We start from the raw sequence: 25,495 nt of genomic DNA on the forward strand, positions 1-25,495 counted from the left end.
CAACTTTTGCGACACATAGGGTCAACCCATGACCGTTTTGTTATTTTTAGTCACAGCCAAAAGTTGATGTTTTATCGTGGCGAGGGAGCTTGCTCCCGCTGGGGTGCGCAGCAGCCCTCTTTTGAGCGCTACGCACTGGAGCGCCAGCCCGGTCACGCGGGAGCAAGCTCCCTCGCCACGGAGAATGTCTCAGCCCATCAAAGCGCAAACAACTCCGCCGGCAACTTCATCAGGCAGTCACTCCCGGCCTCTACGGCGGCCCGATGAGCCATCGTACGCGGCAGCAGGCGCTTGAAGTAAAACTCGCAGGTCGCCAGCTTGGCCCGGCAAAAATCCGCGTCGCCCTGGTCGCTGTCGAGTTGCGCCTGGGCCACCAACGCCATCCGCAGCCACAGATAGGCCAGGATGATGTAGCCGCTGTACATCAGGTAATCCACCGAGGCGGCCCCCACCTCATCCGGATTTTTCATGGCCGCCATGCCAACCTGGGTCGTCAGTTCGCCCCACTGCCGGTTGAGGCCGTCGAGCTGCGCAACGTATCCGTCGAGCTGCGGGTGCCCGGCATTGGCGACGCAGAACTTATGGACGATCCTGGTGAAGCCGCGCAGTAACTTGCCTTGACTGCCAAGGACCTTGCGCCCCAGCAGGTCCAGGGCCTGGATGCCGTTGGTGCCCTCATAGATTGGCGCGATCCGACAATCGCGGACCAATTGCTCCATGCCCCATTCGCGGATAAAACCGTGGCCGCCAAACACCTGCATGCCGTGGTTGGTCACCTCCAGTCCGGTGTCTGTCATGAAGGCTTTGCAGATTGGCGTGAGGAAAGCCAACAAATCTTCGGCCTCCTGGCGGGCGGTTTCGTCGCGGCTCAGGTGCTCGGTGTCGAGCAGTTGCGCGGTGAAATAGGTCAGCGCACGGTTGCCTTCGTTGAAGGCTTTCATCGTCAACAGCATTCGACGTACATCGGGGTGGACGATGATCGGATCGGCGGCTTTTTCCGGTGCCTTGGGGCCGGTCAGAGAACGCATCTGCAAGCGGTCGTTAGCGTACTTGATCGCGCCCTGGAAGCTCGCCTCGCCCAGGCACAGGCCCTGCATGCCGGTGCCGAGGCGGGCGTGGTTCATCATGGTGAACATGCAATTGAGGCCCTTGTTCGCCTCGCCGATCAGGAAGCCCTTGGCCCCGTCGAAATTCAGCACGCAGGTGGCCGAGGCCTTGATGCCCATCTTGTGCTCGATCGACCCGCAGGAAACGCCATTGCGCTCCCCGGCCTCGCCCGAGGCGTCCGGCAGGAACTTCGGCACGATGAACAGCGAGATACCCTTGGTCCCGGCCGGTGCATCGGGCAGCTTGGCGAGCACCAAGTGAATGATGTTCTCGCTCATGTCGTGCTCGCCGGCGCTGATGAAAATCTTGCTGCCGGTCACTGCGTAACTACCGTCCGCCTGTGGCACGGCGCGGGTCTTGATGATGCCAAGGTCGGTGCCGCAGTGGGCTTCGGTCAGGCACATGGTGCCGGTCCACTGGCCAGCGGTGAGTTTGCTGAGGTAGGTGTGCTTCTGTTCCTCGGTGCCATGGGCGTGGATGGCCGACATGGCGCCATGGGTCAGGCCGGGGTACATGCCCCAGGAGGTATTGCTCGATCCGATCATTTCGCTGATGACCAGCCCGAGGGAACTGGGCAAGCCCTGGCCACCGTACGCCGGGTCCGCCGCCAGGCCATGCCAGCCGCCTTCCACGTACTGTGCGAAAGCCTGCTTGAACCCTGTAGGCGTAGTTACCACTCCGTTGTCGAAATGGCAGCCCTCTTCGTCACCCGAGCGATTGAGTGGCGCCAATACGTTCTCGCAGAACCGGGCGCCTTCATCGAGGATGGCGCTGACCATGTCCGGGCTGGCATCGCTGGCTCCCAGTTCGGCATAGCGGCCATGGAAATCGAAGACGTGGTCGATCAGAAAGCGCATGTCGCGCAGGGGAGCCTTGTACTCGGGCATGGTGGTTTCCTCCGGTAGCAGATCGTTCCAACCTACTGCCGGCCATCAAGCCTCACAATCACAGTCCAGACGCTGAATGCGCCATCATCACTCAACCCGCGGCGGCTTCCATGCGTACCGCGCCACGACGATTCTGGCCGAAGGCAATCACACAGTTTCGCCCCGCGCCCTTGGCGTTATAGAGCGCCTGGTCCGCCGATTTGAGTACTTCTTCAGGCGTGCGCTGCTCGATGCGCTCGGCCACGCCGATGCTGACAGTCACCGAAACGCTGGAGGCGCCAGCACCGGAACGACGCTGGCGACCTTGCTGGTCATCCTGGGGACGGCTGTCGGGATTGCGCAGTTGAATCGCGTACGTCTCGATGGATTGGCGGATGACCTCCAGATGGGGCATGCATTCGTCGATGGTCTTGCCTGCGAACACCAGTGCGAATTCCTCGCCGCCGTAGCGATACGCCCTACCGCCACCGCCGATTTTCGACAGTTTGCTGGCCACCAGGCGCAGCACCTGGTCGCCGACGTCGTGGCCGTGGGTGTCGTTGAATTTCTTGAAATGGTCCACGTCACTCATCGCCAACACATAGTTGCGCCCCAGGCGCTGCATGCGCTCGTTCAGTGCCCGACGCCCCGGCAGGCCGGTGAGTTCGTCGCGGAAGGCCATTTGGTAGGCCTCGTGGGCGACCGCGGCGGCGATCATCAACATCACTTGGCTGCACATGATGTTCAAGGTGAACGGCAGGATGAAGGTTTTCGGTAGCATCCAGAACAAGCCGAGCAACCCCACCAACTGCGCCGCGTGCAGCGGCCGCGGGTTGCGCCAGTATTGCCAGGCCAGCAGCAGGAAAGCGGCAGCGAACATCGGGTAGGACAACTGGATCAGGCTCATCCAGGCACCGTGTAACGCGGGCCAGCGGATCTCTGAAAGCCATAACAGCAAGGCCTGGGGAAAACTTTGCTCCAACGCCAGCGCCACGCTGCCGAAGACCAGCAACACCGCAAACCGCGCCACCATGTCTTGGAACAGGTGCGTGCGCTCCTGCCACGCCGCGAACAGGCCGAACAGCAGCGGCAGCAACAGGCAGACGAGATGGAACACTACCGCCGCGTCTTGACGCACCTTGCCGTTATCCCGGTAAAAGTCGGTTTGGGTGTCCAGGAGGAAGTAGGCGATGTACACCGTGACCATCAGAAACAGTTCACGCTGGCGTCGGTAAACGGCGCAATACGCGCCTCCCAATAGCAGCACCAATGTAGGAAGCACATTGAACAGGGAGGTGAAGAAGACGTTGAGATCCTTGACGTAGGCAGCCGCAAGCCCCGACAACAACAGCAGCAGTGACGGTAGGAAATGGCTCAGACGTACAGCGGAAGAACGCGGCAAGGGTAAAGCTCCGACCCGGCTGATCAAAGATGGCATTGTGCCTGCGAGGCGTGACCGATGTCACACTGCCATCGCTGTAACGGCAGGCGAGGTAGTTTTCTTAGGGTGGGGTTGGATGAATATTGTTTCAGGATCGCCGCGCCCCTCCTGTGGCGAGGGAGCTTGCTCCCGCTCGGCTGCGAAGCAGTCGTAAACCGGCGGGTGCGGTGTGTCTGATGCTCCGCATTCGGCAGGTTTGGGGCCGCTTCGCAGCCCAGCGGGAGCAAGCTCCCTCGCCACGGGTTTGTCGAAGGCCTTGATTGGGGTTATGGCAGGCATGAAAAAGCCGCTGCTCCCGAAGAAGCAGCGGCTTGTGAAGAACCGCGTAGGGCTTAGTAGCCCAGCGCGAAGTCTTCTTCTTTCATGTCCATCAGGTTGTTGGCGCCCGACAGCATGGTTGCCACGTGGGTACGGGTACGCGGCAGGATGCGTTGGAAGTAGAAGCGCGCGGTCTGCAGCTTGGCGGTGTAAAAGGCTTCTTCAGTGGTGCCGGCTGCGAGTTTTTCCGCCGCCAGGCGCGCCATGTCGGCCCAGAAATAAGCCAGGCAGGCATAACCGGAATACATCAGGTAGTCCACCGAGGCCGCGCCGACTTCTTCGCGATCCTTCATGGCGGCCATGCCGACCTTCATGGTCAACTCGCCCCATTCCTTGTTCAACGCAGCCAGGGGCTCCACGAACTCCTTGACCGCTTCGTTGCCTTCGTTGCCCTGGCAGAATTTGTGGACGATCTTGGTGAAGCCCTTGAGCGCTTCGCCCTGGGTCATCAGCACTTTACGGCCCAGCAGGTCCAATGCCTGGATACCGGTGGTGCCTTCGTACAGCATCGAGATACGGCTGTCGCGCACGTTCTGCTCCATGCCCCACTCGGCGATGAAACCGTGACCGCCGTAGATCTGCACGCCGTGGTTGGCCGATTCGAAGCCGACTTCGGTCATGAAGGCCTTGGCGATCGGCGTCATGAACGCCAGCAGCGCGTCGGCTTTCTTCTTCTCTTCTTCGTCCACGCCGTACTTGACGATATCGACCTGCTTGGCGGTGAAGTAGACCATCGCCCGGTTGCCTTCTGCGAAGGCTTTCATGGTCAGCAGCATGCGACGCACGTCAGGGTGGACAATGATCGGGTCGGCTGCCTTGTCCGGCGCTTTCGGGCCAGTCAGGGAACGCATCTGCAGGCGATCACGAGCGTATTTCAGGCCGCCCTGGAAGCCGATCTCGGCGTGGGCCAGGCCTTGCAGCGCGGTGCCCAGGCGTGCGGTGTTCATGAAGGTGAACATGCAGTTCAGGCCTTTGTTCGCCGGGCCGATCAGGAAACCGGTGGCCGCGTCGAAGTTCATCACGCAGGTGGCGTTGCCATGGATGCCCATCTTGTGTTCCAGGGAACCACAGCTCACGGCATTGCGCTGACCAACAGTGCCATCGGCGTTAGGCAGGAATTTCGGCACGATGAACAGCGAAATGCCCTTGGTGCCGGCCGGTGCGTCCGGCAGGCGTGCCAGCACGATGTGGACGATGTTGTCGGCCATGTCGTGTTCGCCGGCCGAGATGAAGATCTTGGTGCCGGTCACTTTGTAGGAACCATCGGCCTGAGGCTCGGCCTTGGTGCGCAGCATGCCCAGGTCGGTGCCGCAGTGAGGTTCGGTCAGGCACATGGTGCCGGTCCATTCGCCGGACACCAGCTTGGTCAGGTAAGCCTCTTGCTGCTCGGGCGTACCGTGTTCGGAAATGGTGTTCATCGCGCCATGGGACAGGCCCGGGTACATGCCCCACGACCAGTTGGCTTCGCCGACCATCTCGCTGACCGCCAGGCCCAGGGACTCCGGCAAGCCTTGACCGCCATGCTCGACGTCGTGGGCCAGGCTTGGCCAGCCGCCTTCGACGAACTGCTTGTAGGCTTCCTTGAAGCCGGTCGGGGTTTTCACGCCGGACTCGCTCCAGGTGCAACCTTCCAGGTCACCCACGCGATTCAGCGGAGCCAGCACCTGCTCACAAAACTTGGCGCCTTCTTCGAGAATGGCGTCAACCATGTCCGGAGTTGCGTCCTGGCAAGCCGGAAGGCTCTGATAATGCGCTTCGTAGCCGAGCAGTTCGTCACGAACGAAGCGAATATCACGCAAGGGGGCCTTGTAGTCAGGCATAGCGATAACCTCTGCTGATGTAACCGGGGATGAACGACCGTGGTTTTTTATAGCGGTCAAACAGGTGTTTGAAACATACGTTTACGCCTAAATCTTGTCAAGCGTCGATCTTTTGCCATTCGTCATCGTCTTGCAGAAGTCAGGGAAGCGAGAAACTCCGCCCAAGGAACAACCTTGGCGGGGCGGCGCATGGAAAGATTAGTTGAGCGAGAAGGAGTTAGAGACGAAAACGCCGCGAATAATCGCGGCGTTTTCACAGCATCTGAAAAGCAATATCAGGCAAATGTATCGATCAATGTTCCCAGCATTTCGTCGGAAGCCTTGGCAACATTCACACCCAGTTGCACCTGAAACTTGCCTTGGGCCATTTCGACCATGTTGCTAGCCACGTCCGACTGCTGGCTGCGATCCACCGAACGCAGGCGGTCAGCCTGGATCTCGGACGACTGGCTGGTGACCGAACGCTCGATTGTGTTGTTGGCAATCTGGCTGGAGGCCTGATCGACACGGTTCTGCCCTGTCTGAATCGTGCTCAGACCGGCATAGAACGCGGTGTTTCCTGAGATTTCCATGGCAGGGCTCGTCTACTTGAAGGGGTCGACACCGGCATTGAACCAGATGCCTTGGCAAAAGGCCCGACAAAAACACTAATGGCACAGTGCCTTGTCATAGGCAAAACCTTGGCGTGATGTCAGTCCAGCAGATCCAACTGCAGGTGCTCGGCCACCGCTTCAGCCGTTACGCTCTGGATTCGCGCCACCCGGCCCAGGCAGGGCGCCGGCAGGCGTTCGGCCAGGGTTGCCAGGTTTTCTTCAAGGCGCGAGGTGGCCGGGTCGATGATATTTGCCACCCAACCGGCCAGTTGCAAGCCGTCACGGGCAATAGCCTCGGCGGTCAACAATGCATGACTGATACACCCCAGGCGCACGCCCACCACCAGGATCACCGGCAAACCCAGCGCTATCGCCAGGTCGGAAAGATTGTCCTGGCCGGCCAACGGTACACGCCAACCGCCCGCGCCTTCGATCAAGGTGAAGTCGGCGTCCAGCGCCAGCACTTCGCGCATCGGGCCGAGCAGCGACTGTACCGTCAACGCCACGCCGGCTTCCCGCGCGGCCAGATGCGGCGCAATGGCCGGTTCGAACGCCACCGGATTGACCTGTGCATAACTCAACGGCACCGAGCATTCAGCCAGCAACGCCAAGGCGTCGGCATTGCGCAGGCCTTTAGGCGTCACGTTGCAGCCGGAGGCCACCGGCTTGCCGGCAGCCGTGCTCATGCCGGCCTGTCGCGCCGCGTGAAGCAGGCCCGCCGCAACGGTGGTCTTGCCCACATCGGTGTCGGTGCCGGTGATGAAATAAGCCTGGCTCATAGCGGTTTCTCCAACACGGCGTAGACCACCTGGTAGGTCGCGGGAAGGCCCTGGGCCTGGCGGAACTGTTCGTAGGCTTCGACCAACGCGAGGATTCGCGCCCTGCCCGTCAATCCTCCGGGTCGGCCCGGGTTGAGATTATGAGCGCCCAATGCTTTCAATTCGTGGGTCAGGCTACGGACATCCGGGTAGTGCAATACGTGGGGCTGATTTTCCAGACCGAGGACGTTCAATCCACTGTTCGCGCACAACTGTTGATAAGTCTCGAAATCACGGAAACGGTTGACGTGTACCCAGCCATCCACCTGACGCCAACTGTCGCGTAATTCGTACAGTGTGCCGACACAAAGGCTGGTAAAGGCAAACACGCCGCCCGGTTTCAATACGCGATGGGCCTCGCTCAGCACCGAGGCAAAATCGGCGCACCACTGCACCGCAAGACTGGAGAAAACCAAATCACAGCTCGCCGCCTGCAAAGGCAGTCGCTCAGCATCACCGGCGATAAAATGCGCGGCCCCGCCTTGTGGACGAGCATGGTTGAGCATGCCTTCGGCGATATCCAGGGCGAAGCCGGTGTCCTCGCCGAAACGAGCGCCCAAGGCTCGGGTGAAATAACCAGTGCCACAGCCCAGGTCCATCCAGCGCTGCGGATCGAGCGACGAAGGCAGTCGCCCAAGCAATTGCTGACCCACGTCACGCTGCAGTTCAGCGACGCTGTCATAGCTGGCCGCCGCTCGGGAAAACGACGCCGCGACCTGACGTTTATCGGGCAAGGCGCCAGGTAACTTCACAGACAAATCAGTCATCACCGGACTCATGCAAGAAAGCCTGGATCGCCCCCGCCACGCCGTGGGGATCTTCCAGAGGAAATGCGTGGCCGGCCTGTTCAATCAGGCCGATTTCGACGTCCGGCAGCAACGCCAACAACTCGCCCGCTGCTTCGGCTGGGACCAAGGCATCGAGCCCGGCAAACAAATGCAGCTGCGGACCGCGAAACCCCTGCAATGCAGCGCGGGTATCAAGCAGCGCCAACAACTCGAGCCCGGCCATCAGTACTTCGGGCGCTGTGTTCGGTGCGCCGCCGAGCAACAATCGCGACAATCCCCGTGGGTCGCCACAACCTTGGGCGCACAGCAAGCTGAAGCGCTTGAGCGTCTGGCGCGGATCGGCAGCACACCCGGCAAGAAACCCATCGAAGGTCTCACCGGCCATCGCGCTCGGCCATTGCTCATGGGCTACAAAAGACACGTTGCTGGCCAAAGTCAGCACGCCGCAGCAGCGCTCGCCCCGGCGCGCTGCCAGTTCCGCGGCCAACATGCCACCCAGGGACCAGCCTCCGAGCCAGGCATCCTGGGGCAATGTAGCGTCCAACTCATCGACCCAATCCGTCAGATTGCTTGAAGTCAGCGCCGGCAAGGGCTCGATTTCCACCTGCAGATGTTCGTCCAGCCCTTGCAGCGCCGCGGCAAGAGGTTCCAAGGGCGAAACGCCCAAACCCCAACCGGGCAGCAAAATCAGTCGATCACGCATGGCTTGGCTCCGGTCCCAGTTGGGCAAAACACTCTGCCAGTGCCTCTAACAATAGTTGCACCTGGGCTTCGCTGTGAGCGGCGGTCAGGGTCACCCGCAGACGAGCACTGCCGGCGGGCACGGTAGGTGGACGGATCGCGGTCACCATCAGCCCCCGTTCACGCAGCATGCGGGACAGCTGCATCGCCCGCCCGGCATCGCCGATCAGGATGGGCTGGATCGGCGTAAAACTATCCATCAGTTGCAAACCGATCTGCTCGGCGCCTTGGCGGAACTGGCGGATCAGCCGCTGCAAATGCTCTCGCCGCCAATGTTCGCTGCGCAGCAGTTCAAGGCTCTTGAGCGTGGCGCAGGCCAGGGCTGGCGGTTGGCTGGTGGTGTAGATGTAGGGACGCGCGAACTGAACCAGGCTCTCGATCAAATCCTCACTGCCGGCCACAAAGGCACCGGCGGTGCCAAACGCCTTGCCCAGCGTGCCGACCAGCACAGGCACGTCCTCCTGGCTCAGACCGAAGTGTTCGACGACACCACCGCCGCTGGCGCCCAGCGTGCCGAAGCCGTGGGCATCATCCACCATCAGCCAGGCGCCCTTGGCCTTGGCTTCATGGGCGAGGGCCGGCAAGTCGGCGACGTCGCCGTCCATGCTGAATACCCCATCGGTGACCACCAAGGTGTTACCAACCGCTTTTTCCAGGCGCTGGGCCAGGCTCCGGGCATCGTTGTGCAGATAACGGTTGAAACGCGCGCCGGACAACAACCCGCCATCGATCAATGAAGCGTGGTTGAGGCGATCCTCCAGCACGGTGTCGCCCTGCCCGACCAACGCCGTGACCGCGCCGAGATTGGCCATGTAGCCGGTGGTGAACAGCAACGCCCGTGGGCGGCCGGTCAGCTCGGCCAATGCTTCTTCCAAGGCGTGATGCGGCCCGCTGTGGCCGATTACCAGATGAGAGGCACCGCCGCCGACGCCCCAACGCGCGGCACCTTCGCGCCAGGCCTCGATCACTTGCGGGTGATTGGCCAGGCCCAGGTAATCGTTGTTGCAGAACGCCAATAGCGGCTGGCCATCGACCACCACTTCCGGGCCTTGGGGGCTTTCGAGCAGCGGGCGCTGGCGATAAAGATTTTCAGCACGACGGGCAGCCAGGCGTGCGGCGAGATCGAAGGGCATGCAGGCCTCAACTGTTTAAAGACTGGCCAAAGCCCCTTGTGGGAGCGAGCTTGCTCGCGATAGCGGTGAGCCAGTCGACATAAATGTTGAATGTTCCATCGCCATCGCGAGCAAGCTCGCTCCCACAGGGTCTTGCATTCCAATCAGGGAATCGGTGCGTGATCAAACAGCGGCGTTATAGAACTGCTCGCTGCTCTTCTGCTCCACCAATGCCTGCTCGATCGCAGCCTGGTGCACTTCATCGGCATGTTCTTCACGGGCTTCCGGCTGGATGCCCAGGCGCGCAAACAGCTGCATGTCCTTGTCAGCCTGCGGGTTGGCGGTGGTCAGCAGCTTGTCGCCGTAGAAGATCGAGTTCGCGCCGGCGAAAAACGCCAGGGCCTGCATTTGCTCGTTCATCGCTTCGCGGCCGGCGGACAAGCGCACGTGGGATTTCGGCATGAGGATCCGCGCCACGGCCAGCATCCGGATGAAATCGAACGGATCGACGTCCTCGGCATTCTCCAGCGGCGTGCCGGCGACTTTCACCAGCATGTTGATCGGCACCGATTCCGGGTGTTCCGGCAGGTTTGCCAGTTGGATCAGCAGATTGGCGCGATCGTCCAGGGACTCGCCCATGCCGAGGATCCCGCCGGAGCAGATCTTCATGCCCGAATCACGCACATAGGCCAGGGTCTGCAGGCGCTCGCTGTAGGTGCGGGTGGTGATGATGCTGCCGTAGAACTCAGGCGACGTATCGAGGTTGTGGTTGTAGTAATCCAGGCCGGCCTGGGCCAGCGCTTCGGTCTGGTCCTGGTCGAGGCGGCCCAGGGTCATGCAGGTCTCCAGGCCCATGGCCTTCACACCCTTGACCATCTCCAGCACGTAAGGCATGTCCTTGGCCGACGGGTGCTTCCACGCCGCGCCCATGCAGAATCGGGTCGAACCGATGGCCTTGGCCCGAGCCGCCTCTTCGAGGACCTTCTGCACTTCCAGCAATTTCTCTTTTTCCAGCCCGGTGTTGTAGTGGCCGGACTGCGGACAATATTTGCAATCTTCCGGGCAAGCGCCGGTCTTGATCGACAGCAGCGTGGAAACCTGGACGCGGTTCGCGTCGAAGTGCGCGCGGTGCACGGTCTGCGCCTGGAAAAGCAGGTCGTTGAATGGCTGGACGAAGAGTGCTTTGACTTCGGCCAAAGACCAGTCATGACGCAGGTTGGCAGTGGTGCTGGCGCTCATGGGCATTTCCTTGATTATGCTTGGCTGGCGCCTGGGACACTCAATACCCACAGGCGCGACACGGATGTTCGGCATATTTAAGGAAGAGTCATGCGCTGTCAACCTCGATACAAACGGCCGGTTTACATCTGGTTAAAAAACAAACAATTCTGTCTGTTATGCGGCGAATCCACCGACACACCGCAGCCAATCTGCACGCCTTGTGAAAGCGAGTTGCCCTGGCTTGGCGATCAATGCAGCGTCTGTGCGCTTCCGCTGCCCATGGCCGGGCTACGCTGCGAACAATGCGCCAATCGACCGCCGGCTTTCGAACGGGTCGTGGCGCCGTGGATCTATGATTTCCCGGTGGACACGCTGGTCACCCGTTTCAAGCATCAGGCGAAGTGGCCGCTTGGGCGCTTGCTCGGTGAACTGTTGGCGCAGTCGATCCAACATCAGTTCGATGAAGGGCTGGGGCGTCCCGACGCGCTGGTGCCGGTGCCACTGGCGGCTCGACGCCTCCGGCAGCGCGGTTTCAACCAGGCGGCGCTGCTGGCCCGTTGGCTCAGCGGGCCGTTGCAGATTCCTTGCGAGGAGAATCTGCTGCTACGCGTCCAGGACACGCCCGCGCAACAGGCCCTAGATGCCCGGGCGCGGCGTCGCAATCTTCGCCAAGCGTTTGCCTTGGCGCCTGACGCTTTATTGCAAAACCGCCACTTGGCGCTGGTGGATGATGTGCTCACCACGGGCGCCACGGGTCAGACGCTTGCACGCCTGTTGCTCGATGCTGGCGCTGCCCGGGTCGATGTGTATTGCCTGGCTCGCACGCCAAAACCCGGTGACCCCGCTTGACGCGCCGCCGCCGAGGCGCCAACGTCCGGGCATCGAATCCTGCGCAGTTTTTTCGTCATGTCATTGCCTACGCTCCTGACCCAGCACATCGTCCGCCGACCACAACGTATCGCGCTATTGCAGCACATCGCCGAACAGGGCTCGATCACCCGCGCAGCCAAGAGCGCGGGCCTGAGCTACAAGGCCGCATGGGACGCGATTGACGAACTGAACAACCTGGCGGACCAACCGCTGGTCGTACGCAGCGTGGGTGGTAAGGGCGGTGGTGGCACAAAACTGTCGGAGGAAGGCCAGCGTGTCCTGCGCCTCTATCAGCGCTTGCAAACCTTGCAGGCGCAACTGCTGGAAGCAAGCGAGGACGCAGGGGATTTGGGGCTGCTCAGCCGATTGATGCTGCGCACCAGCGCCCGGAACCAGCTGCATGGCAAAGTCCTCGGCATCGAGGCCCAAGGTCACAACGACCGGGTGCGCGTGGAGCTGGCCCGCGGCCTGGTCATCGACACGCAGATCACCCACAACAGCACGCTGCGCCTGGAACTGCAAACCGGTACCGAAGTGGTCGCTTTGATCAAGGCCGGTTGGCTGGAGCTGTACCCCGCTGATCAGCCAGAACATCCGGGGGCCAACACGCTGCGCGGGGTGATCGAACACATCGCCGTCGCCGAAAACGGCCCCAGCGAAGTGCGCATCGGCCTGCCCAATGGCCAGACCCTGTGCGCCCTCGCCGATCCGCCTCAGCTCAGTGAGCGAAACCTCGAGACCGGCTCACCGGTCCAAGTGTGGTTTTCTCCGTCGAATGTGTTGCTGGGCACACCGTTGTAGCGCACTGAAACAAAAGCTTCATCGACCCGCTTTAAGGTGACTGCCAAAACCAGCAGGGAGCCTGATGATGAGCCTATTAGAAGATAATCAATCCACCGACCTGGAAAACATCGTCGGCTTGAGCCGTCGCCGCTTCATCGGTGCCGGTGCCCTATGCGGCGCGGCGATGTTCCTGGGCGGCAACCTGCTGAGCCGCAGCGTCCTCGCCGCCGCCGTGAGCGAAGGCAACAAACGCATGCTCGGCTTCGACGGCATCGCGGCCGCGACGACAGACGCCATTACCCTCCCGCCAGGCTACAAAGCCTCGGTGTTGATCAGTTGGGGCCAGCCACTGCAAAAGAATGCACCGGCGTTCGACCCCAGCGGCAACGGCACCGCCCGCGCCCAGGAAGTGCAGTTTGGCGACAACAACGACGGCATGAGCCTGTTCCCGATGCCAGGGGATGAAAACCGTGCGTTGATGGCAATCAATAACGAGTACACCAACTACCGCTACCTCTTCCCCCATGGCGGCCAGCCGCAGTCGGCCGAAGAAGTGCACAAGGCCCAGGCCTGCGAAGGCGTGTCGGTGATCGAAATCGAGCGTCGTCGCGGTCAATGGCAGTTCGTCCAGGACTCACGCTATAACCGCCGGATTCATGGCAACACGCCAATCCGCCTGAGCGGCCCGGCTGCCGGTCACGACTGGGTGAAAACCAGCGCCGACAAAAGCGGCAAGAAAGTGCTGGGGACTTTCCAGAACTGCGCCAATGGCATGACGCCGTGGGGCACTTACCTGACCTGTGAAGAAAACTTCACCGACTGCTTCGGCAGCAGCAAGGCAGACCTTAAATTCGATGACGCGCAAAAGCGCTACGGCGCCACCGTCACCAGCCGCGAGATCAACTGGCACCCGCATGACCCGCGCTTTGACTTGGCGAAGAACCCCAATGAACTCAATCGCCATGGCTGGGTGGTGGAAATCGATCCGTTCGACCCGAAATCCACTCCGGTGAAACGCACCGCCCTGGGCCGTTTCAAACACGAAAACGCCGCCCTTGCCCAAACCCATGACGGTCGCGCCGTGGTGTACATGGGCGACGATGAACGCGGCGAATTCATCTACAAATTCGTCAGCCGTGATCGCATCGACCACCGCAACGCCAAGGCCAACCGCGACTTGCTGGACCATGGCACCCTGTATGTGGCGCGCTTCGACGCCGGCGATGGCAATCCGGACCATCCGAAAGGCAAGGGCCAGTGGATCGAACTGAGCCATGGCAAAAACGGCCTCGACGCCAGCAAGGGCTTCAATGGCCAGGCCGAGGTGCTGATCCATGCGCGCCTGGCCGGCAGTGCCGTGGGCGCGACTCGCATGGACCGCCCTGAGTGGATCGTGGTCAGCCCGAAAGACGGGCAGGTCTATTGCACCCTGACCAACAACGCCAAGCGCGGCGAAGACGGCCAACCGGTGGACGGGCCTAACCCACGGGCCAAGAACGTCTACGGGCAGATCCTGCGCTGGCGCACCGACCGCGACGACCACGCCTCCAACACCTTCGAGTGGGATCTGTTCGTGGTCGCCGGCAACCCGACGGTACATGCCGGCACCCCGAAAGCCGGCTCGTCCAACGTCACCGCCCAGAACATGTTCAACAGCCCCGATGGCCTGGGCTTCGATAAGGCCGGCCGGCTGTGGATCCTTACCGACGGTGACTCCAGCAACGCCGGAGACTTCGCCGGCATGGGCAACAACCAGATGCTCTGCGCCGACCCAGACACGGGCGAAATCCGCCGTTTCATGGTCGGGCCGGTGGGTTGTGAAGTGACCGGGATCAGTTTTGCACCGGACCAGAAGGCCCTGTTCGTGGGGATCCAGCATCCCGGGGAAAACGGCGGTTCGACCTTCCCCGAGCACCTGCCCAATGGCAAGCCGCGGTCTTCGGTGATGGTGATTACCCGCGAAGACGGCGGCGTCATCGGCGCCTGACACTGATCGTTCCCACGCTCTGCGTGGGAATGCAGCCCGGGGCTCTGTGGCGAGGGAGCTTGCTCCCGCTTGGGTGCGCAGCGCCCACAAAAAAAATGGGGTCGCTGCGCAACCCAGCGGGAGCAAGCTCCCTCGCCACTAGTCTCAACGATCAATCACGACTGCTTTGCGCTACCATGCTGGGCCGGACGCGGCAGCCCTGCCGCTGCGCAGGAGTCAGCATGTCCCATCCGTTCGAAACCCTCACGCCCGACCTGGTGCTCGATGCCGTTGAAAGCATCGGCTTTCTCAGCGACGCCCGCGTGCTGGCCCTCAACAGCTACGAAAACCGCGTGTATCAGGTCGGCATCGAAGACGCCGAGCCGCTGATCGCCAAGTTCTATCGCCCCCAGCGCTGGACCAACGAAGCCATTCTGGAAGAACACCAATTCACCTTCGAACTGGCCGACCGTGAAGTGCCGGTGGTGGCGCCGTTGATCCATAACGGCGCCAGCCTGCACGAGCATGCCGGGTTTCGTTTCACCCTGTTTCCTCGTCGCGGCGGTCGTGCGCCGGAGCCAGGCAATCTCGACCAACTCTATCGCCTGGGCCAGTTGCTCGGCCGCCTGCATGCGATCGGCGCGACCCGTCCGTTCGAGCACCGTGAAGCGCTGGGCGTCCAGAATTTCGGCCACGACTCGCTGGACACCGTGCTGCAAAGCGGCTTCGTTCCTCGCAGCCTGTTGCCGGCCTACGAATCGGTCGCCAGGGACTTGCTCAAGCGCGTCGAGGCAGCCTACGCCGCCACGCCTCACCAGAACATCCGCATGCACGGCGATTGCCATCCCGGCAACATGATGTGCCGCGACGAGGTGTTCCACATCGTCGACCTGGACGATTGCCGCATGGGGCCGGCGGTGCAGGATCTGTGGATGATGCTTGCCGGGGATCGCCAGGAACGCCTGGGGCAGCTGTCGGAGTTGATGGACGGTTATCAGGAATTCCATGATTTCGATCCCCGCGAGTTGGCACTGATCGAACCATTGCGAGCCCTGCGCCTGATGCATTACAGCGCCTGGCTGGCGCGGCGCTGGGATGACCCCGCTTTCCCGCGAAGTTTCCCATGGTTTGGCAGTGAGCGTTACTGGGGCGACCAGATATTGGCGTTGCGCGAGCAATTGGCGGCGCTCAATGAAGAGCCGTTGAAGTTGTTCTGATTGGGCGCGGTCCCAACAGCCACTGAAATCCTTGTGGGAGCGAGCTTGCTCGCGATAGCGATGTATCAGTCAATATAAATGGTGGCTGTTCCACCGCCATCGCGAGCAAGCTCGCTCCCACAGGGGACCTGCGGTGGAACGACTTCCTAACAAGGTTCGCAGCACAACCAGACAAATCTCCTTACAATCACTCTTTTGTTAGCTGCCTAAGCAAGGATTCTGCATGCAAGCCGCCAACCCGCGTCGCGGGTACATCCTGGGCCTGAGTGCCTACATCATCTGGGGTCTGTTCCCGATCTATTTCAAAGCCATCGCCAGCGTGCCGTCGGTGGAAATCATCATCCACCGGGTGCTGTGGTCCGCCCTGTTCGGCGCGGCGCTGCTGATGGTCTGGAAACACCCGGGCTGGTGGCGCGAGTTGCGCGACAATCCGCGTCGCCTGGCAATACTGGCCTTGAGCGGCACATTGATCGCGGCTAACTGGCTGACCTATGTCTGGGCGGTAAACAACGGTCGAATGCTCGAAGCCAGCCTGGGCTACTACATCAATCCGCTGGTCAACGTGTTGCTGGGCATGCTGATCCTCGGCGAGCGCTTGCGACGCATGCAGTGGCTGGCGGTGGGGTTGGCGGCAGTCGGCGTGGCCCAGCAGGTCTGGCAAGTGGGCAGCCTGCCGTGGGTCTCATTGGCGCTGGCGCTGACGTTTGGCTTCTACGGATTGATCCGCAAGCAAGCGCCCGTCAAGGCCTTGCCAGGGCTGGTGGTGGAAACCTGGATGCTGGTGCCGATCGCCATCGCCTGGTTGCTGTTCAATCCATCGGCCACCAGCGCGCAAGCCGCGTTCTGGACCACCTCCGAAGCCTGGTGGCTGGTGGCGGCCGGCCCGGTGACGCTGGTGCCATTGGTCTGCTTCAACGCCGCGGCGCGGCATTTGCCCTACACCACGCTGGGCTTCCTGCAGTACATCGCCCCGACGCTTGTGCTATTGCTCGCGGTGATGCTGTTCGGTGAGCACCTATCGTCCGCCACCTTGATGGCGTTCATCTTTATCTGGGCCGGACTGGCGGTGTACAGCATCGATGCCGTGATCAGCATGCGTCGGCGCAACTGATCAAAAAACACACAAACCTTTACAGGCCACGTCCGGCGTGGCCTGCGCGTTTCCTTCCCAAGGTTATCCACAGCGTGATCCCCGCCGTTTGTGCACAAGCCCTTGAAAATTGGTGATTTTTTGATCATTGGCTGCTGAGCCCCGGCCAGCCTGGGCTGGGGCCGGGTCTCTACAGGTTATCCACAGGCAGGCGCAGTTTTTCCTTGGATAACCCGAATCACGCTTCGTCGCTGAGTTTCAGCTCAACCATCAACTCATCGGCCAAAGTCTCCAAGCGTTCCTGCAGTGTTTCCAGCGACAGGGTCAAGGGCACCCCGAGGATCGCCTCGGCATGAAACAGCAGTTCACTGCTCATGGGCGCCGGCCGGACATGCGTCACCAGACGCTCGACGTTGACACCCTGCTCGCTTAACAGCCGGGTGATATCCCGCACGATGCCAGGACGATCATTACCCACCAGCTCCATGGCAATGGGTTTCCACGTGCAGGATTCTTCAACGGCACTTTCAGCAATCAACACGCGAATACCGTGGATCGACAATCCCTGCAAGGCTTCGATCAATTCTTCATGGGCCTCGGCCGGGGCGCTGAGGCGCAGGATGCCGGCGAATTGCCCCGCCAGGTGCGACATGCGGCTCTCCAGCCAGTTACCGCCATGTGCGGCGATGCAATCGGCGATGCGCTCGACCTGCCCGGGTTTGTCCGGGGCGAAAACGGTGATGACGAGGTGGTCCATGGCGCAGTCCTCTTGTTGATGGAAGGGACAGTATAGGCAAGGCAGAAAATCAACACGGTCGCACTTTCGTGGCGAGGGAGCTTGCTCCCGCTGGACCGCGTAGCGGGCCCAAAATGGTTGGATCAGTGCTGCGCACTGAAGCGGGAGCAAGCTCCCTCGCCACGGTATTTTGTGTACGAACACTAAAATTATCTGGAACAATCTATCTGTTTTTTGAGAACATCCCGTGCCCCGACGTGACCGTAACACTTTAGTCGGTCGCGGAACGACGCAATTAGTCTAATTTTCACAAGCGCAATTGATCATGTAGTATTCCGCAGCGCGCACTACATAATCGTACCGCGTGATGTTCTACCGATGTCTGCCCAGGCCGGTCGCATCCCTGAAAAGCCCCGTCAGCAAGGCTTGATCACCCAGCCGCCAGCGATGGCATGTACTGGTTCAGGGGTTTGTGGTTTAAATGTCCCGAGGCTTCATTGTCAAAATCGAAGAGCTGAAAAGCGCAATAGCTGAGCAGAGTGAGGCAAGCAATGACTGAACACGTTCAAGTCGGTGGCCTGCAGGTCGCCAAAGTCCTGTTCGACTTCGTGAATAACGAAGCCATTCCCGGAACCGGCCTCACCGCCGACGCATTCTGGGCCGGCGCCGACAAGGTCATTCATGACCTGGCTCCGAAGAACAAAGCCCTACTCGCCAAACGCGACGATTTCCAGGCGCGGATCGACGCCTGGCACCAGGCACGTGCCGACCAGGCCCACGATGCCGTGGCTTACAAAGCCTTCCTGCAAGACATTGGATACCTGCTGCCAGAAGCGGCGGACTTCCAGGCCACGACCCAGAACGTCGATGACGAAATCGCCCGCATGGCCGGCCCGCAACTGGTGGTGCCGGTGATGAACGCCCGCTTCGCCCTCAACGCCTCGAACGCCCGCTGGGGTTCGCTGTATGACGCGCTGTACGGCACCGATGCCATCAGCGAGGCCGATGGCGCGGAAAAAGGCAAAGGCTACAACAAGGTCCGTGGCGACAAGGTCATCGCCTTCGCCCGCGCCTTCCTCGACGAAGCGGCCCCGCTGGCGGCCGGCTCCCATGTCGATTCCACTGCCTACAAGATCGTCGACGGCAAACTGGTGATCACCCTCAAGGGCGGCACCAACAGCGGCCTGCGTGACGATGCCCAGTTGATCGGTTTCCAGGGCGATGCCTCGGCGCCGACTGCTGTGCTGCTGAAACACAACGGCCTGCACTTCGAAATTCAGATCGACGCCAGCACCCCGGTCGGCCAGACCGATGCCGCCGGCGTCAAAGACATCCTGATGGAGGCCGCGCTGACCACCATCATGGACTGTGAAGACTCGGTCGCCGCCGTCGATGCCGATGACAAAGTGGTGATCTACCGTAACTGGCTGGGCCTGATGAAGGGCGACCTGGCGGAACAAGTCGCCAAGGGTGGCCAGACGTTTACCCGAACCATGAACCCGGACCGCGTCTACACCGCTGTCGACGGTTCGAGCGTGACCCTGCACGGTCGCTCGCTGCTGTTCGTGCGCAACGTTGGCCACCTGATGACCATCGACGCGATCCTCGACAAGAACGGCAACGAGGTGCCAGAAGGCATTCTTGACGGCCTGGTCACCAGCCTCGCGGCGATCCACAGCCTCAACGGCAATACCTCGCGCCGCAACAGCCGCACCGGCTCGGTGTACATCGTCAAGCCGAAGATGCACGGCCCGGAAGAAGCCGCGTTCACCAACGAACTGTTTGGTCGCGTCGAAGACGTGCTGAAGCTGCCGCGCAACACGCTGAAAGTCGGGATCATGGACGAGGAGCGCCGTACCACGGTCAACCTCAAGGCCTGCATCAAGGCCGCCAGCGAACGCGTGGTGTTCATCAATACCGGTTTCCTCGACCGCACAGGCGATGAAATCCACACCTCCATGGAAGCCGGCCCGATGGTGCGCAAGGCCGACATGAAGGCCGAGAAGTGGATCGCCGCGTATGAAAACTGGAACGTCGACATCGGTTTGAGCACCGGTCTGCAAGGTCGTGCGCAAATCGGCAAGGGCATGTGGGCCATGCCCGACCTGATGGCAGCCATGCTGGAGCAGAAAATCGCTCACCCAATGGCCGGCGCCAACACCGCGTGGGTGCCGTCGCCGACTGCCGCCGCGTTGCACGCGCTGCATTACCACAAGGTCGACGTGTTCGCTCGCCAGGCCGAACTGGCCAAGCGCGCCCGCGCTTCGGTGGACGACATCCTGACCATCCCGCTGGCCGTCAACCCGAGCTGGACGCCGGAGCAGATCAAGAACGAACTGGACAACAACGCCCAAGGCATCCTTGGCTACGTGGTGCGTTGGATCGACCAGGGCGTGGGTTGCTCCAAGGTGCCGGACATCAACGATATCGGCCTAATGGAAGACCGTGCGACGCTGCGTATTTCCAGCCAGCACATCGCCAACTGGCTGCGCCACGGCATCGTCACGCAGGACCAGGTGATGGAAAGCCTCAAGCGCATGGCTCCGGTGGTAGACCGCCAGAACGCCAGCGACCCGCTGTACCGCCCGCTGGCGCCGGACTTCGACAGCAACATCGCCTTCCAGGCGGCGGTCGAGCTGGTGGTCGAAGGCACCAAGCAGCCGAATGGCTACACCGAGCCGGTGCTGCACCGTCGCCGTCGTGAGTTCAAGGCCGCCAATGGGTTGTGATTGAGCGGTAGCAGCGCCCACAAAAAAGCCCTGATCGAAAGATCAGGGCTTTTTCATTTGCAATACCAAACTGCTTTTGTGGCGAGGGAGCTTGCTCCCGCTCGACTGCGCAGCAGTCGCAAGTCCGCTGATGAGGTTTCGAAATAGCTGAAAAGAAGGGCTGCTGCGCACCCCAGCGGGAGCAAGCTCCCTCGCCACGAAAAACCAGACGACGCCAGTACGGGGGTTTAAAGATCCATCCCCAACTCATGCTTGACCAACCCCAGCAATTTGTCGGTATCGATCGGCTTGAGCAGGAAATCCACCACGCTCAGGTGCATGGCTTCGATGGCGTCCTTCACATCGGCATCGCCCGACACGATGATGATCGGCAACGCGGCCCGCTCCGACTCGCGTACCAGGCGCACCAGTTCCAGGCCATCAACGTTGCCCATGCGCAAATCGGTGATAAGCAGGCCAATGGACGGCTTGGTTTCCAGCATCTTGAGTGCCGTTTCACCACTGGCGGCGGTCATGCAGTGAATCCCGTCCAATGCCAGGATTTCCGACAGCAGCTCGCGGGCGTCCTTGTCGTCATCGACGATCAATACACGCTGCGGCGGCAGGTCGGGTTCCAGCATGACGGCACTCAGCGCCTCGCGCTCGGCGTCACTCAAAATATCGTGGTCGGACATGATGCTCTCTACGTTCCTTGAATCGATCCCCTGGCACAGTGGTCAGACATCGTTCTGCGGCGCTTCAATGTGCACTTCGTCGGATTTTTTTCCAAGACTATTCCAGGAAGAATTTTCCGAGGCGAAGCGTAGGATATTTCCGTAGTTCCGGCCTGATGGTGGCGACCTAGACTTACGTCCAATGGGCACTCCCCGTTCAGAGGCCGACCATGGAGAACAGATCCGACCACAACAATTCGAAAAAGATTGCCCATGGTTATGAAAAAAGCGGACGCCTTCATCCAGGCAGGGAAAACCGCGGTGTTGCAGAACATCCAGGGAACCTTGCAGTTCCTGCAACGCTTCCCCCCGTTCAACCAGATGGAAAACGCCCACCTCGCTTACTTGGTAGAGCAATGCCTGCTGCGTTTCTACGCGCCGGGCGAAACGATCATCAAGCCGGCCGATGGTCCGGTAGAACACTTCTATATCGTCAAGCAGGGCCGGGTGGTGGGCGAGCGGCCCCATTCGGCGAAGGGCGGCACCGAGACTACTTTTGAAATCACCACGGGCGAGTGTTTTCCCCTCGCCGCGCTGTTGGGCGAGCGAGCCACCCGCACCGAGCACAGGGCCGGTGAAGACACGTTCTGCCTGCAATTGAACAAGCTGGCCTTCATCAAGCTGTTCGCCCTGTCCGGCCCGTTTCGCGATTTCGCGTTGCGCGGGGTCAGCAGCCTGCTCGACCAGGTCAACCAGCAAGTGCAGCAAAAATCTGCGCAGACCCTGGGCACGCAGTACTCCCTCAACACCCGCCTGGGCGAACTGGCGATGCGTCACCCGGTCAGTTGCAGCCCTGAAACACCGCTTCGCGAAGCCGTGAAATTGATGCACGAACAACAGGTCGGCAGCATCGTCGTGGTCAACGAACAGAAAGCGCCAGTAGGAATTTTTACCCTGCGCGACTTGCGGCAAGTCGTGGCCGACGGGAGCGGGGACTTTTCCGAGTCGATCGCAATGCACATGACCCAGGCACCGTTTTTCCTGTCCCCGGACCACAGCGCCTTCGACGCGGCCATCGCCATGACCGAGCGCCACATTGCCCATGTGTGCCTGGTCAAGGACCAACGCCTGTGTGGCGTGGTGTCGGAGCGGGATTTGTTCTCCCTGCAACGCGTCGACCTGGTGCACTTGGCCCGGACGATTCGCAACGCTCCCCGGGTGGAAAACCTAGTGACGCTACGCGGCGAGATCGGCCAACTGGTGGAGCGCATGCTGGCCCACGGCGCGTCGTCGACGCAGATCACCCATATCATCACCTTGCTCAACGACCACACCGTGTGCCGAGTCATCGAGTTGACGCTGGCCGACAAGGGCGACCCGGGCGTGCCCTTCAGTTGGCTGTGTTTCGGCAGCGAAGGTCGTCGCGAGCAGACCCTGCATACCGATCAGGACAACGGCATTCTGTTCGAGGCGCGGGATGCCGCCCACGCGGCGCAGATCCGCGGCCTGCTGCTGCCCATCGCCCAACAGATCAACCAGAGCCTGGCGCTTTGCGGCTTCACTTTGTGCAAGGGCAACATCATGGCCGGCAACCCCGAGCTGTGCCTGTCCCGCGCTGAATGGGCACGGCGCTTCGCAGCCTTCATTCGCGAAGCAACGCCTGAAAACCTGCTGGGTTCGAGCATCTATTTCGATCTGCGCGTGGTCTGGGGAGACGAACAAGGCTGCGAGCAATTGCGCCAGCAGGTTCTCGATCAGGTGGCGGACAACCGCTTGTTCCAGCGCATGATGGCCGAGAATGCCCTTCGCCATCGTCCGCCCGTTGGGCGCTTCAGAGATTTCGTGCTCAGTCGCAAGAACGGCGAAAAAGCCACCCTCGACCTGAAGGTGCAAGGCCTGACGCCTTTCGTCGACGGCGCTCGATTGCTGGCCTTGGCCAACGGCATCGAGGCCAACAACACCCTGGAACGCTTGCGGCAACTGGTCGTCAAGGAAGTCATCGAACCGCTGGACGGCGCGGCTTATGAAGAGGCCTACCACTTCATCCAGCAGACCCGGATGCAGCAACATCAGTTGCAGACCCGGGAAAACCTGCCCTACTCCAACCGTGTCGATCCGGACAGCCTCAATCATCTGGACCGGCGGATCCTGCGCGAATCCCTGCGCCAGGCTCAACGCCTGCAGAGCAGCCTGACGTTGAGGTATCAACTGTGAGCCTGTTTTCCTGGCTGCGCCCGGTCCAGCCAACGCTTTCAGAGGCCCTGCAGCAGCGCCTGGCCAACCTGCCCGCCCCCGCCCAATTGAGTGGATGCGGCTTGCGGGAACAGCGTTGGGTGGTGGTCGACCTGGAAACCACCGGCCTGAACCTGAACAAGGACCAGGTATTGTCCATCGGCGCCGTGGTGATCGAAGACGGTGCCATCGACTTCAGCCAGCAATTCGAGCGGACCTTGCAATGCGACAAGCAAAAGCTCGGGCCAAGCGTGCTCATCCATGGCCTGGCACCGAGTGCCATCGCCGCCGGCAGCGACCCGGCCGAAGCGTTGTTGGCGTTCATGGAATTCGTCGGTGACAGTCCGCTGCTAGCGTTTCATGCGCCATTCGATTCCCACATGCTGGGGCGCGCCTTGAAAGATTACTTGGGCTACCGACTCCAACATCCATTCCTCGACGTGGCCGACCTGGCGCCGATGCTTTGCCCGCAAGCCAACCTGCGCAAGTCCGGCCTGGACGAATGGATCGACTGGTTCAAGCTGCAAGTCTTCGATCGCCACAACGCCAGCGCCGACGCCCTGGCCACGGCGGAGCTGGCGCTGATCCTGTTCAGCCGCGCTCGCCAGCAGGAAATCCACAGCCCACTGGACTTGCAACAGCGCCTGGGGCAATGGAAACGGCGGCAGCAGGCGCCTTCGCTTTAATCCACGACCCGAGCCCTCGGGGAGCTTTTGTGGGAGCGAGCTTGCTCGCGATGGCGCAATGTCAGTCACGCCCAATGAGAATGACCCACCGTCATCGCGGGCAAGCTCGCTCCCACATGGGTACTGCATAGCCCGACCAGCGCCAATTGCTTTCCCTCCCCCGCCTCTGCCAGAATCGCGAACAATTCTCGTTACTTAATACATCGGTGATGTTCCGTGTCGTCAGTCCCCAGTCGTCATAGTGATTTGGTTGGTGCGTTGTACCGCGACCATCGCGCTTGGCTATTGGCATGGCTGCGACGCAACGTGGCCTGTGCGCAGCGGGCCGAGGATCTGAGCCAGGACACGTTTGTGCGCTTGCTCGGTCGCGAAGAATTGAAGGCGCCCCGGGAACCCAGGGCTTTTCTGGTGGCAATTGCCAAGGGCCTGTTATTCGACTACTTCCGCCGGGCCGCCCTCGAACAGGCCTACCTGACCGAACTGATGCTGGTTCCCGAAGGCGAGCAGCCGTCGGTGGAAGAGCAACAAATGATCCTCGAAGACCTCAAGAACATCGACCGCCTGCTGGGCAAGTTGTCCAGCAAGGCCCGCGCAGCCTTCTTCTATAACCGCCTCGATGGCCTCGGCCACGCTGAAATCGCCGAGCGCCTGGGGGTTTCGGTTCCACGGGTACGGCAATACCTGGCCCAAGGCATGCGGCAATGCTACATCGCGCTCTATGGTGAGCCGACATGACCGCGGCCCACGGCAAACCGGTCTCGGCCCGCGTTCTGGACGCAGCCATTGCCTGGCAGTTGTCCTTGGACTCGAGCAGCCCTCAGGAGCGCGAAGCGTTTGCCCAATGGCATGCCGCCGACGAAGAACACGCCCGGGCCTGGCAACAGCTGGGCATGCTCGACCAGCGTTTCAGCGTCGCCAGCGGCCCGGCGCGCGCCGTGTTGCTGCAATCGCGGACCAGCATCCGTCGACGCTTGCGCAAGGTTGGCAGCGGCCTGGCCAGTCTCGTCGTGGCCGTCGGCCTGGCGTTGTTCGCCGGGGATCGTTACCTGCCGCTGGATTATTGGCTGGCCGACCAGCGTACCGCCACGGGTGAACAGCGCACCTTGCGCCTGGCGGACGGCACGTTGATCAACCTCAACACCCACAGCGCGCTGGACGTGCGCTTCGACGACAAGCAACGGCGTATCGTCCTGCAGGAAGGCGAGATCCTGGTGGAAACCGGCCACAACGATCCGCGTCCTTTCATCGTTGAGACTCGTGAAGGCAGCATGCGTGCCTTGGGCACGCGTTTCCTGGTCAAGCTCGAAGACCAGGGTACGCGCCTGAGCGTGTTGAAATCCGCGGTGGCGGCGCATCCGCAGGCCACCGATGAAGAACAGATCCTGCGTGAAGGCCAGCAGGTGTTAATGCGCCGGGATGGCCTCGGACCAACCTTGGCGTTGAAGCCCGGCGCCGATGCCTGGACCCGCGGCATGCTGGTGGTGGACAACGCGCGCCTCGAAGACCTGGTCCAGGAGCTGGGGCGTTACCGACGTGGTTATCTCGGCGTCGAGCCCCAAGTGGCCGACCTGCGGATCACCGGCAGCTTCCCGCTGCACGACACCGACCTGGCCCTGACTGCCCTGCTGCCGACCTTGCCGGTACAGATCGAGCATCACACGCGCTGGTGGGTGGTGGTGGGACCGCGGGTCGACGCCAAGCGTTGAAA

General features: G+C 61.4%; 21 protein-coding genes. 10 read left to right on the plus strand and 11 right to left on the minus strand.

The window, feature by feature from the left end; genetic code table 11:
* Positions 1-197: 197 nt before the first annotated feature.
* The 9 genes from FHK92_RS05845 to bioB form a co-directional block, all read right to left on the minus strand.
* On the minus strand, positions 198-1,994 hold the full coding sequence (locus FHK92_RS05845; RefSeq protein ID WP_181287239.1) for an acyl-CoA dehydrogenase C-terminal domain-containing protein: 1,797 nt from the start codon (positions 1,992-1,994) through the stop codon (positions 198-200).
* A 91-nt stretch (positions 1,995-2,085) separates the two neighbouring features.
* A complete protein-coding gene (locus FHK92_RS05850; protein WP_181287240.1) occupies positions 2,086-3,375 on the minus strand; it encodes a GGDEF domain-containing protein in 1,290 nt (429 codons plus the stop codon).
* 371 nt (positions 3,376-3,746) lie between these two features.
* Complete coding sequence (locus FHK92_RS05855; RefSeq protein WP_181287241.1) at positions 3,747-5,552, minus strand: phenylacyl-CoA dehydrogenase; 1,806 nt, start codon at positions 5,550-5,552, stop codon at positions 3,747-3,749.
* A 275-nt stretch (positions 5,553-5,827) separates the two neighbouring features.
* The gene (locus tag FHK92_RS05860) at positions 5,828-6,124 is read right to left on the minus strand and encodes a pyrroloquinoline quinone biosynthesis protein PqqE (protein WP_181287242.1); all 297 of its coding nucleotides are present in this window, start codon (positions 6,122-6,124) and stop codon (positions 5,828-5,830) included.
* Positions 6,125-6,243: 119 nt separating this feature from the next.
* Positions 6,244-6,924, minus strand: a complete 681-nt coding sequence (bioD, locus tag FHK92_RS05865; RefSeq protein WP_181287243.1) for a dethiobiotin synthase — start codon at positions 6,922-6,924, stop codon at positions 6,244-6,246.
* A complete protein-coding gene (gene bioC / locus FHK92_RS05870) occupies positions 6,921-7,730 on the minus strand; it encodes a malonyl-ACP O-methyltransferase BioC (RefSeq protein WP_181287244.1) in 810 nt (269 codons plus the stop codon). Before bioC ends, bioD begins: the two co-directional genes overlap by 4 nt.
* A complete protein-coding gene (locus FHK92_RS05875) occupies positions 7,723-8,454 on the minus strand; it encodes an alpha/beta fold hydrolase (protein ID WP_181287245.1) in 732 nt (243 codons plus the stop codon). Before FHK92_RS05875 ends, bioC begins: the two co-directional genes overlap by 8 nt.
* Positions 8,447-9,625 carry an 8-amino-7-oxononanoate synthase gene (bioF, locus tag FHK92_RS05880; protein WP_181287246.1) on the minus strand — a complete coding sequence of 393 codons (1,179 nt, stop codon included), beginning with the start codon at positions 9,623-9,625 and terminating at the stop codon, positions 8,447-8,449. The genes FHK92_RS05875 and bioF overlap by 8 nt, the downstream gene beginning before the upstream one ends.
* 162 nt (positions 9,626-9,787) lie before the next feature.
* Complete coding sequence (bioB, locus tag FHK92_RS05885) at positions 9,788-10,843, minus strand: biotin synthase BioB (RefSeq protein WP_181287247.1); 1,056 nt, start codon at positions 10,841-10,843, stop codon at positions 9,788-9,790.
* Between the two features lie 90 nt (positions 10,844-10,933).
* On the opposite strand from bioB, the gene FHK92_RS05890 reads away from it, so the two are divergent.
* From FHK92_RS05890 to rarD, 5 genes are all read left to right on the plus strand, one after another.
* A complete protein-coding gene (locus FHK92_RS05890; RefSeq protein ID WP_181287248.1) occupies positions 10,934-11,674 on the plus strand; it encodes a ComF family protein in 741 nt (246 codons plus the stop codon).
* Between the two features lie 57 nt (positions 11,675-11,731).
* Positions 11,732-12,496, plus strand: a complete 765-nt coding sequence (locus FHK92_RS05895) for a TOBE domain-containing protein (protein ID WP_181287249.1) — start codon at positions 11,732-11,734, stop codon at positions 12,494-12,496.
* Positions 12,497-12,563: 67 nt separating this feature from the next.
* Positions 12,564-14,465 (plus strand): PhoX family protein, encoded by a 1,902-nt coding sequence (locus FHK92_RS05900; RefSeq protein ID WP_181287250.1) that lies wholly within the window; start codon positions 12,564-12,566, stop codon positions 14,463-14,465.
* A gap of 221 nt (positions 14,466-14,686) precedes the next feature.
* Positions 14,687-15,661, plus strand: a complete 975-nt coding sequence (locus FHK92_RS05905; protein ID WP_181287251.1) for a serine/threonine protein kinase — start codon at positions 14,687-14,689, stop codon at positions 15,659-15,661.
* A 223-nt stretch (positions 15,662-15,884) separates the two neighbouring features.
* Positions 15,885-16,772: an EamA family transporter RarD gene (rarD, locus tag FHK92_RS05910; protein WP_181287252.1), complete on the plus strand. Its 888-nt coding sequence runs from the start codon at positions 15,885-15,887 to the stop codon at positions 16,770-16,772.
* Positions 16,773-16,989: 217 nt separating this feature from the next.
* Here the strand turns inward: rarD and FHK92_RS05915 are convergent, their stop codons facing one another.
* Positions 16,990-17,508: a glycine cleavage system protein R gene (locus tag FHK92_RS05915; RefSeq protein ID WP_181287253.1), complete on the minus strand. Its 519-nt coding sequence runs from the start codon at positions 17,506-17,508 to the stop codon at positions 16,990-16,992.
* A 530-nt stretch (positions 17,509-18,038) separates the two neighbouring features.
* On the opposite strand from FHK92_RS05915, the gene FHK92_RS05920 reads away from it, so the two are divergent.
* On the plus strand, positions 18,039-20,216 hold the full coding sequence (locus tag FHK92_RS05920) for a malate synthase G (RefSeq protein WP_181287254.1): 2,178 nt from the start codon (positions 18,039-18,041) through the stop codon (positions 20,214-20,216).
* A 227-nt stretch (positions 20,217-20,443) separates the two neighbouring features.
* On the opposite strand, the gene FHK92_RS05925 is transcribed toward FHK92_RS05920, so the two are convergent.
* Complete coding sequence (locus FHK92_RS05925) at positions 20,444-20,890, minus strand: response regulator (protein WP_060740319.1); 447 nt, start codon at positions 20,888-20,890, stop codon at positions 20,444-20,446.
* Positions 20,891-21,148: 258 nt separating this feature from the next.
* On the opposite strand from FHK92_RS05925, the gene FHK92_RS05930 reads away from it, so the two are divergent.
* The 4 genes from FHK92_RS05930 to FHK92_RS05945 all read left to right on the plus strand — a co-directional run bounded on the left by FHK92_RS05930 (position 21,149) and on the right by FHK92_RS05945 (position 25,493).
* The gene (locus tag FHK92_RS05930) at positions 21,149-23,083 is read left to right on the plus strand and encodes a putative nucleotidyltransferase substrate binding domain-containing protein (protein WP_309109596.1); all 1,935 of its coding nucleotides are present in this window, start codon (positions 21,149-21,151) and stop codon (positions 23,081-23,083) included.
* Complete coding sequence (locus FHK92_RS05935) at positions 23,080-23,787, plus strand: 3'-5' exonuclease (protein ID WP_181287256.1); 708 nt, start codon at positions 23,080-23,082, stop codon at positions 23,785-23,787. The genes FHK92_RS05930 and FHK92_RS05935 overlap by 4 nt, the downstream gene beginning before the upstream one ends.
* Positions 23,788-24,003: 216 nt before the next feature.
* Positions 24,004-24,522: an RNA polymerase sigma factor gene (locus FHK92_RS05940; RefSeq protein ID WP_181287257.1), complete on the plus strand. Its 519-nt coding sequence runs from the start codon at positions 24,004-24,006 to the stop codon at positions 24,520-24,522.
* Positions 24,519-25,493, plus strand: coding sequence for a FecR domain-containing protein (locus tag FHK92_RS05945; protein ID WP_181287258.1), 975 nt, complete (start codon positions 24,519-24,521; stop codon positions 25,491-25,493). The genes FHK92_RS05940 and FHK92_RS05945 overlap by 4 nt, the downstream gene beginning before the upstream one ends.
* Positions 25,494-25,495 lie beyond the last annotated feature (2 nt).

The sequence above is a fragment of the Pseudomonas brassicacearum subsp. neoaurantiaca genome (genome assembly GCF_013608025.1).
In the GTDB taxonomy this organism is placed as follows: Bacteria; Pseudomonadota; Gammaproteobacteria; order Pseudomonadales; family Pseudomonadaceae; genus Aquipseudomonas.

Bases quoted from the DNA above. Each gene is read 5' to 3' on its own strand.
- bioF (WP_181287246.1), bottom strand. From the start codon at position 9,625: ATGCCCTTCGATCTCGCCGCACGCCTGGCTGCCCGTCGTGCTGAAAAT.
- FHK92_RS05875 (WP_181287245.1), bottom strand. From the start codon at position 8,454: ATGCGTGATCGACTGATTTTGCTGCCCGGTTGGGGTTTGGGCGTTTCG.
- rarD (WP_181287252.1), top strand. From the start codon at position 15,885: ATGCAAGCCGCCAACCCGCGTCGCGGGTACATCCTGGGCCTGAGTGCC.
- bioD (WP_181287243.1), bottom strand. From the start codon at position 6,924: ATGAGCCAGGCTTATTTCATCACCGGCACCGACACCGATGTGGGCAAG.
- FHK92_RS05930 (WP_309109596.1), top strand. From the start codon at position 21,149: ATGAAAAAAGCGGACGCCTTCATCCAGGCAGGGAAAACCGCGGTGTTG.
- FHK92_RS05895 (WP_181287249.1), top strand. From the start codon at position 11,732: ATGTCATTGCCTACGCTCCTGACCCAGCACATCGTCCGCCGACCACAA.
- FHK92_RS05855 (WP_181287241.1), bottom strand. From the start codon at position 5,552: ATGCCTGACTACAAGGCCCCCTTGCGTGATATTCGCTTCGTTCGTGAC.
- FHK92_RS05925 (WP_060740319.1), bottom strand. From the start codon at position 20,890: ATGTCCGACCACGATATTTTGAGTGACGCCGAGCGCGAGGCGCTGAGT.
- FHK92_RS05920 (WP_181287254.1), top strand. From the start codon at position 18,039: ATGACTGAACACGTTCAAGTCGGTGGCCTGCAGGTCGCCAAAGTCCTG.
- FHK92_RS05900 (WP_181287250.1), top strand. From the start codon at position 12,564: ATGAGCCTATTAGAAGATAATCAATCCACCGACCTGGAAAACATCGTC.
- FHK92_RS05860 (WP_181287242.1), bottom strand. From the start codon at position 6,124: ATGGAAATCTCAGGAAACACCGCGTTCTATGCCGGTCTGAGCACGATT.
- bioB (WP_181287247.1), bottom strand. From the start codon at position 10,843: ATGAGCGCCAGCACCACTGCCAACCTGCGTCATGACTGGTCTTTGGCC.
- FHK92_RS05845 (WP_181287239.1), bottom strand. From the start codon at position 1,994: ATGCCCGAGTACAAGGCTCCCCTGCGCGACATGCGCTTTCTGATCGAC.
- bioC (WP_181287244.1), bottom strand. From the start codon at position 7,730: ATGACTGATTTGTCTGTGAAGTTACCTGGCGCCTTGCCCGATAAACGT.
- FHK92_RS05890 (WP_181287248.1), top strand. From the start codon at position 10,934: ATGCGCTGTCAACCTCGATACAAACGGCCGGTTTACATCTGGTTAAAA.
- FHK92_RS05905 (WP_181287251.1), top strand. From the start codon at position 14,687: ATGTCCCATCCGTTCGAAACCCTCACGCCCGACCTGGTGCTCGATGCC.
- FHK92_RS05945 (WP_181287258.1), top strand. From the start codon at position 24,519: ATGACCGCGGCCCACGGCAAACCGGTCTCGGCCCGCGTTCTGGACGCA.
- FHK92_RS05915 (WP_181287253.1), bottom strand. From the start codon at position 17,508: ATGGACCACCTCGTCATCACCGTTTTCGCCCCGGACAAACCCGGGCAG.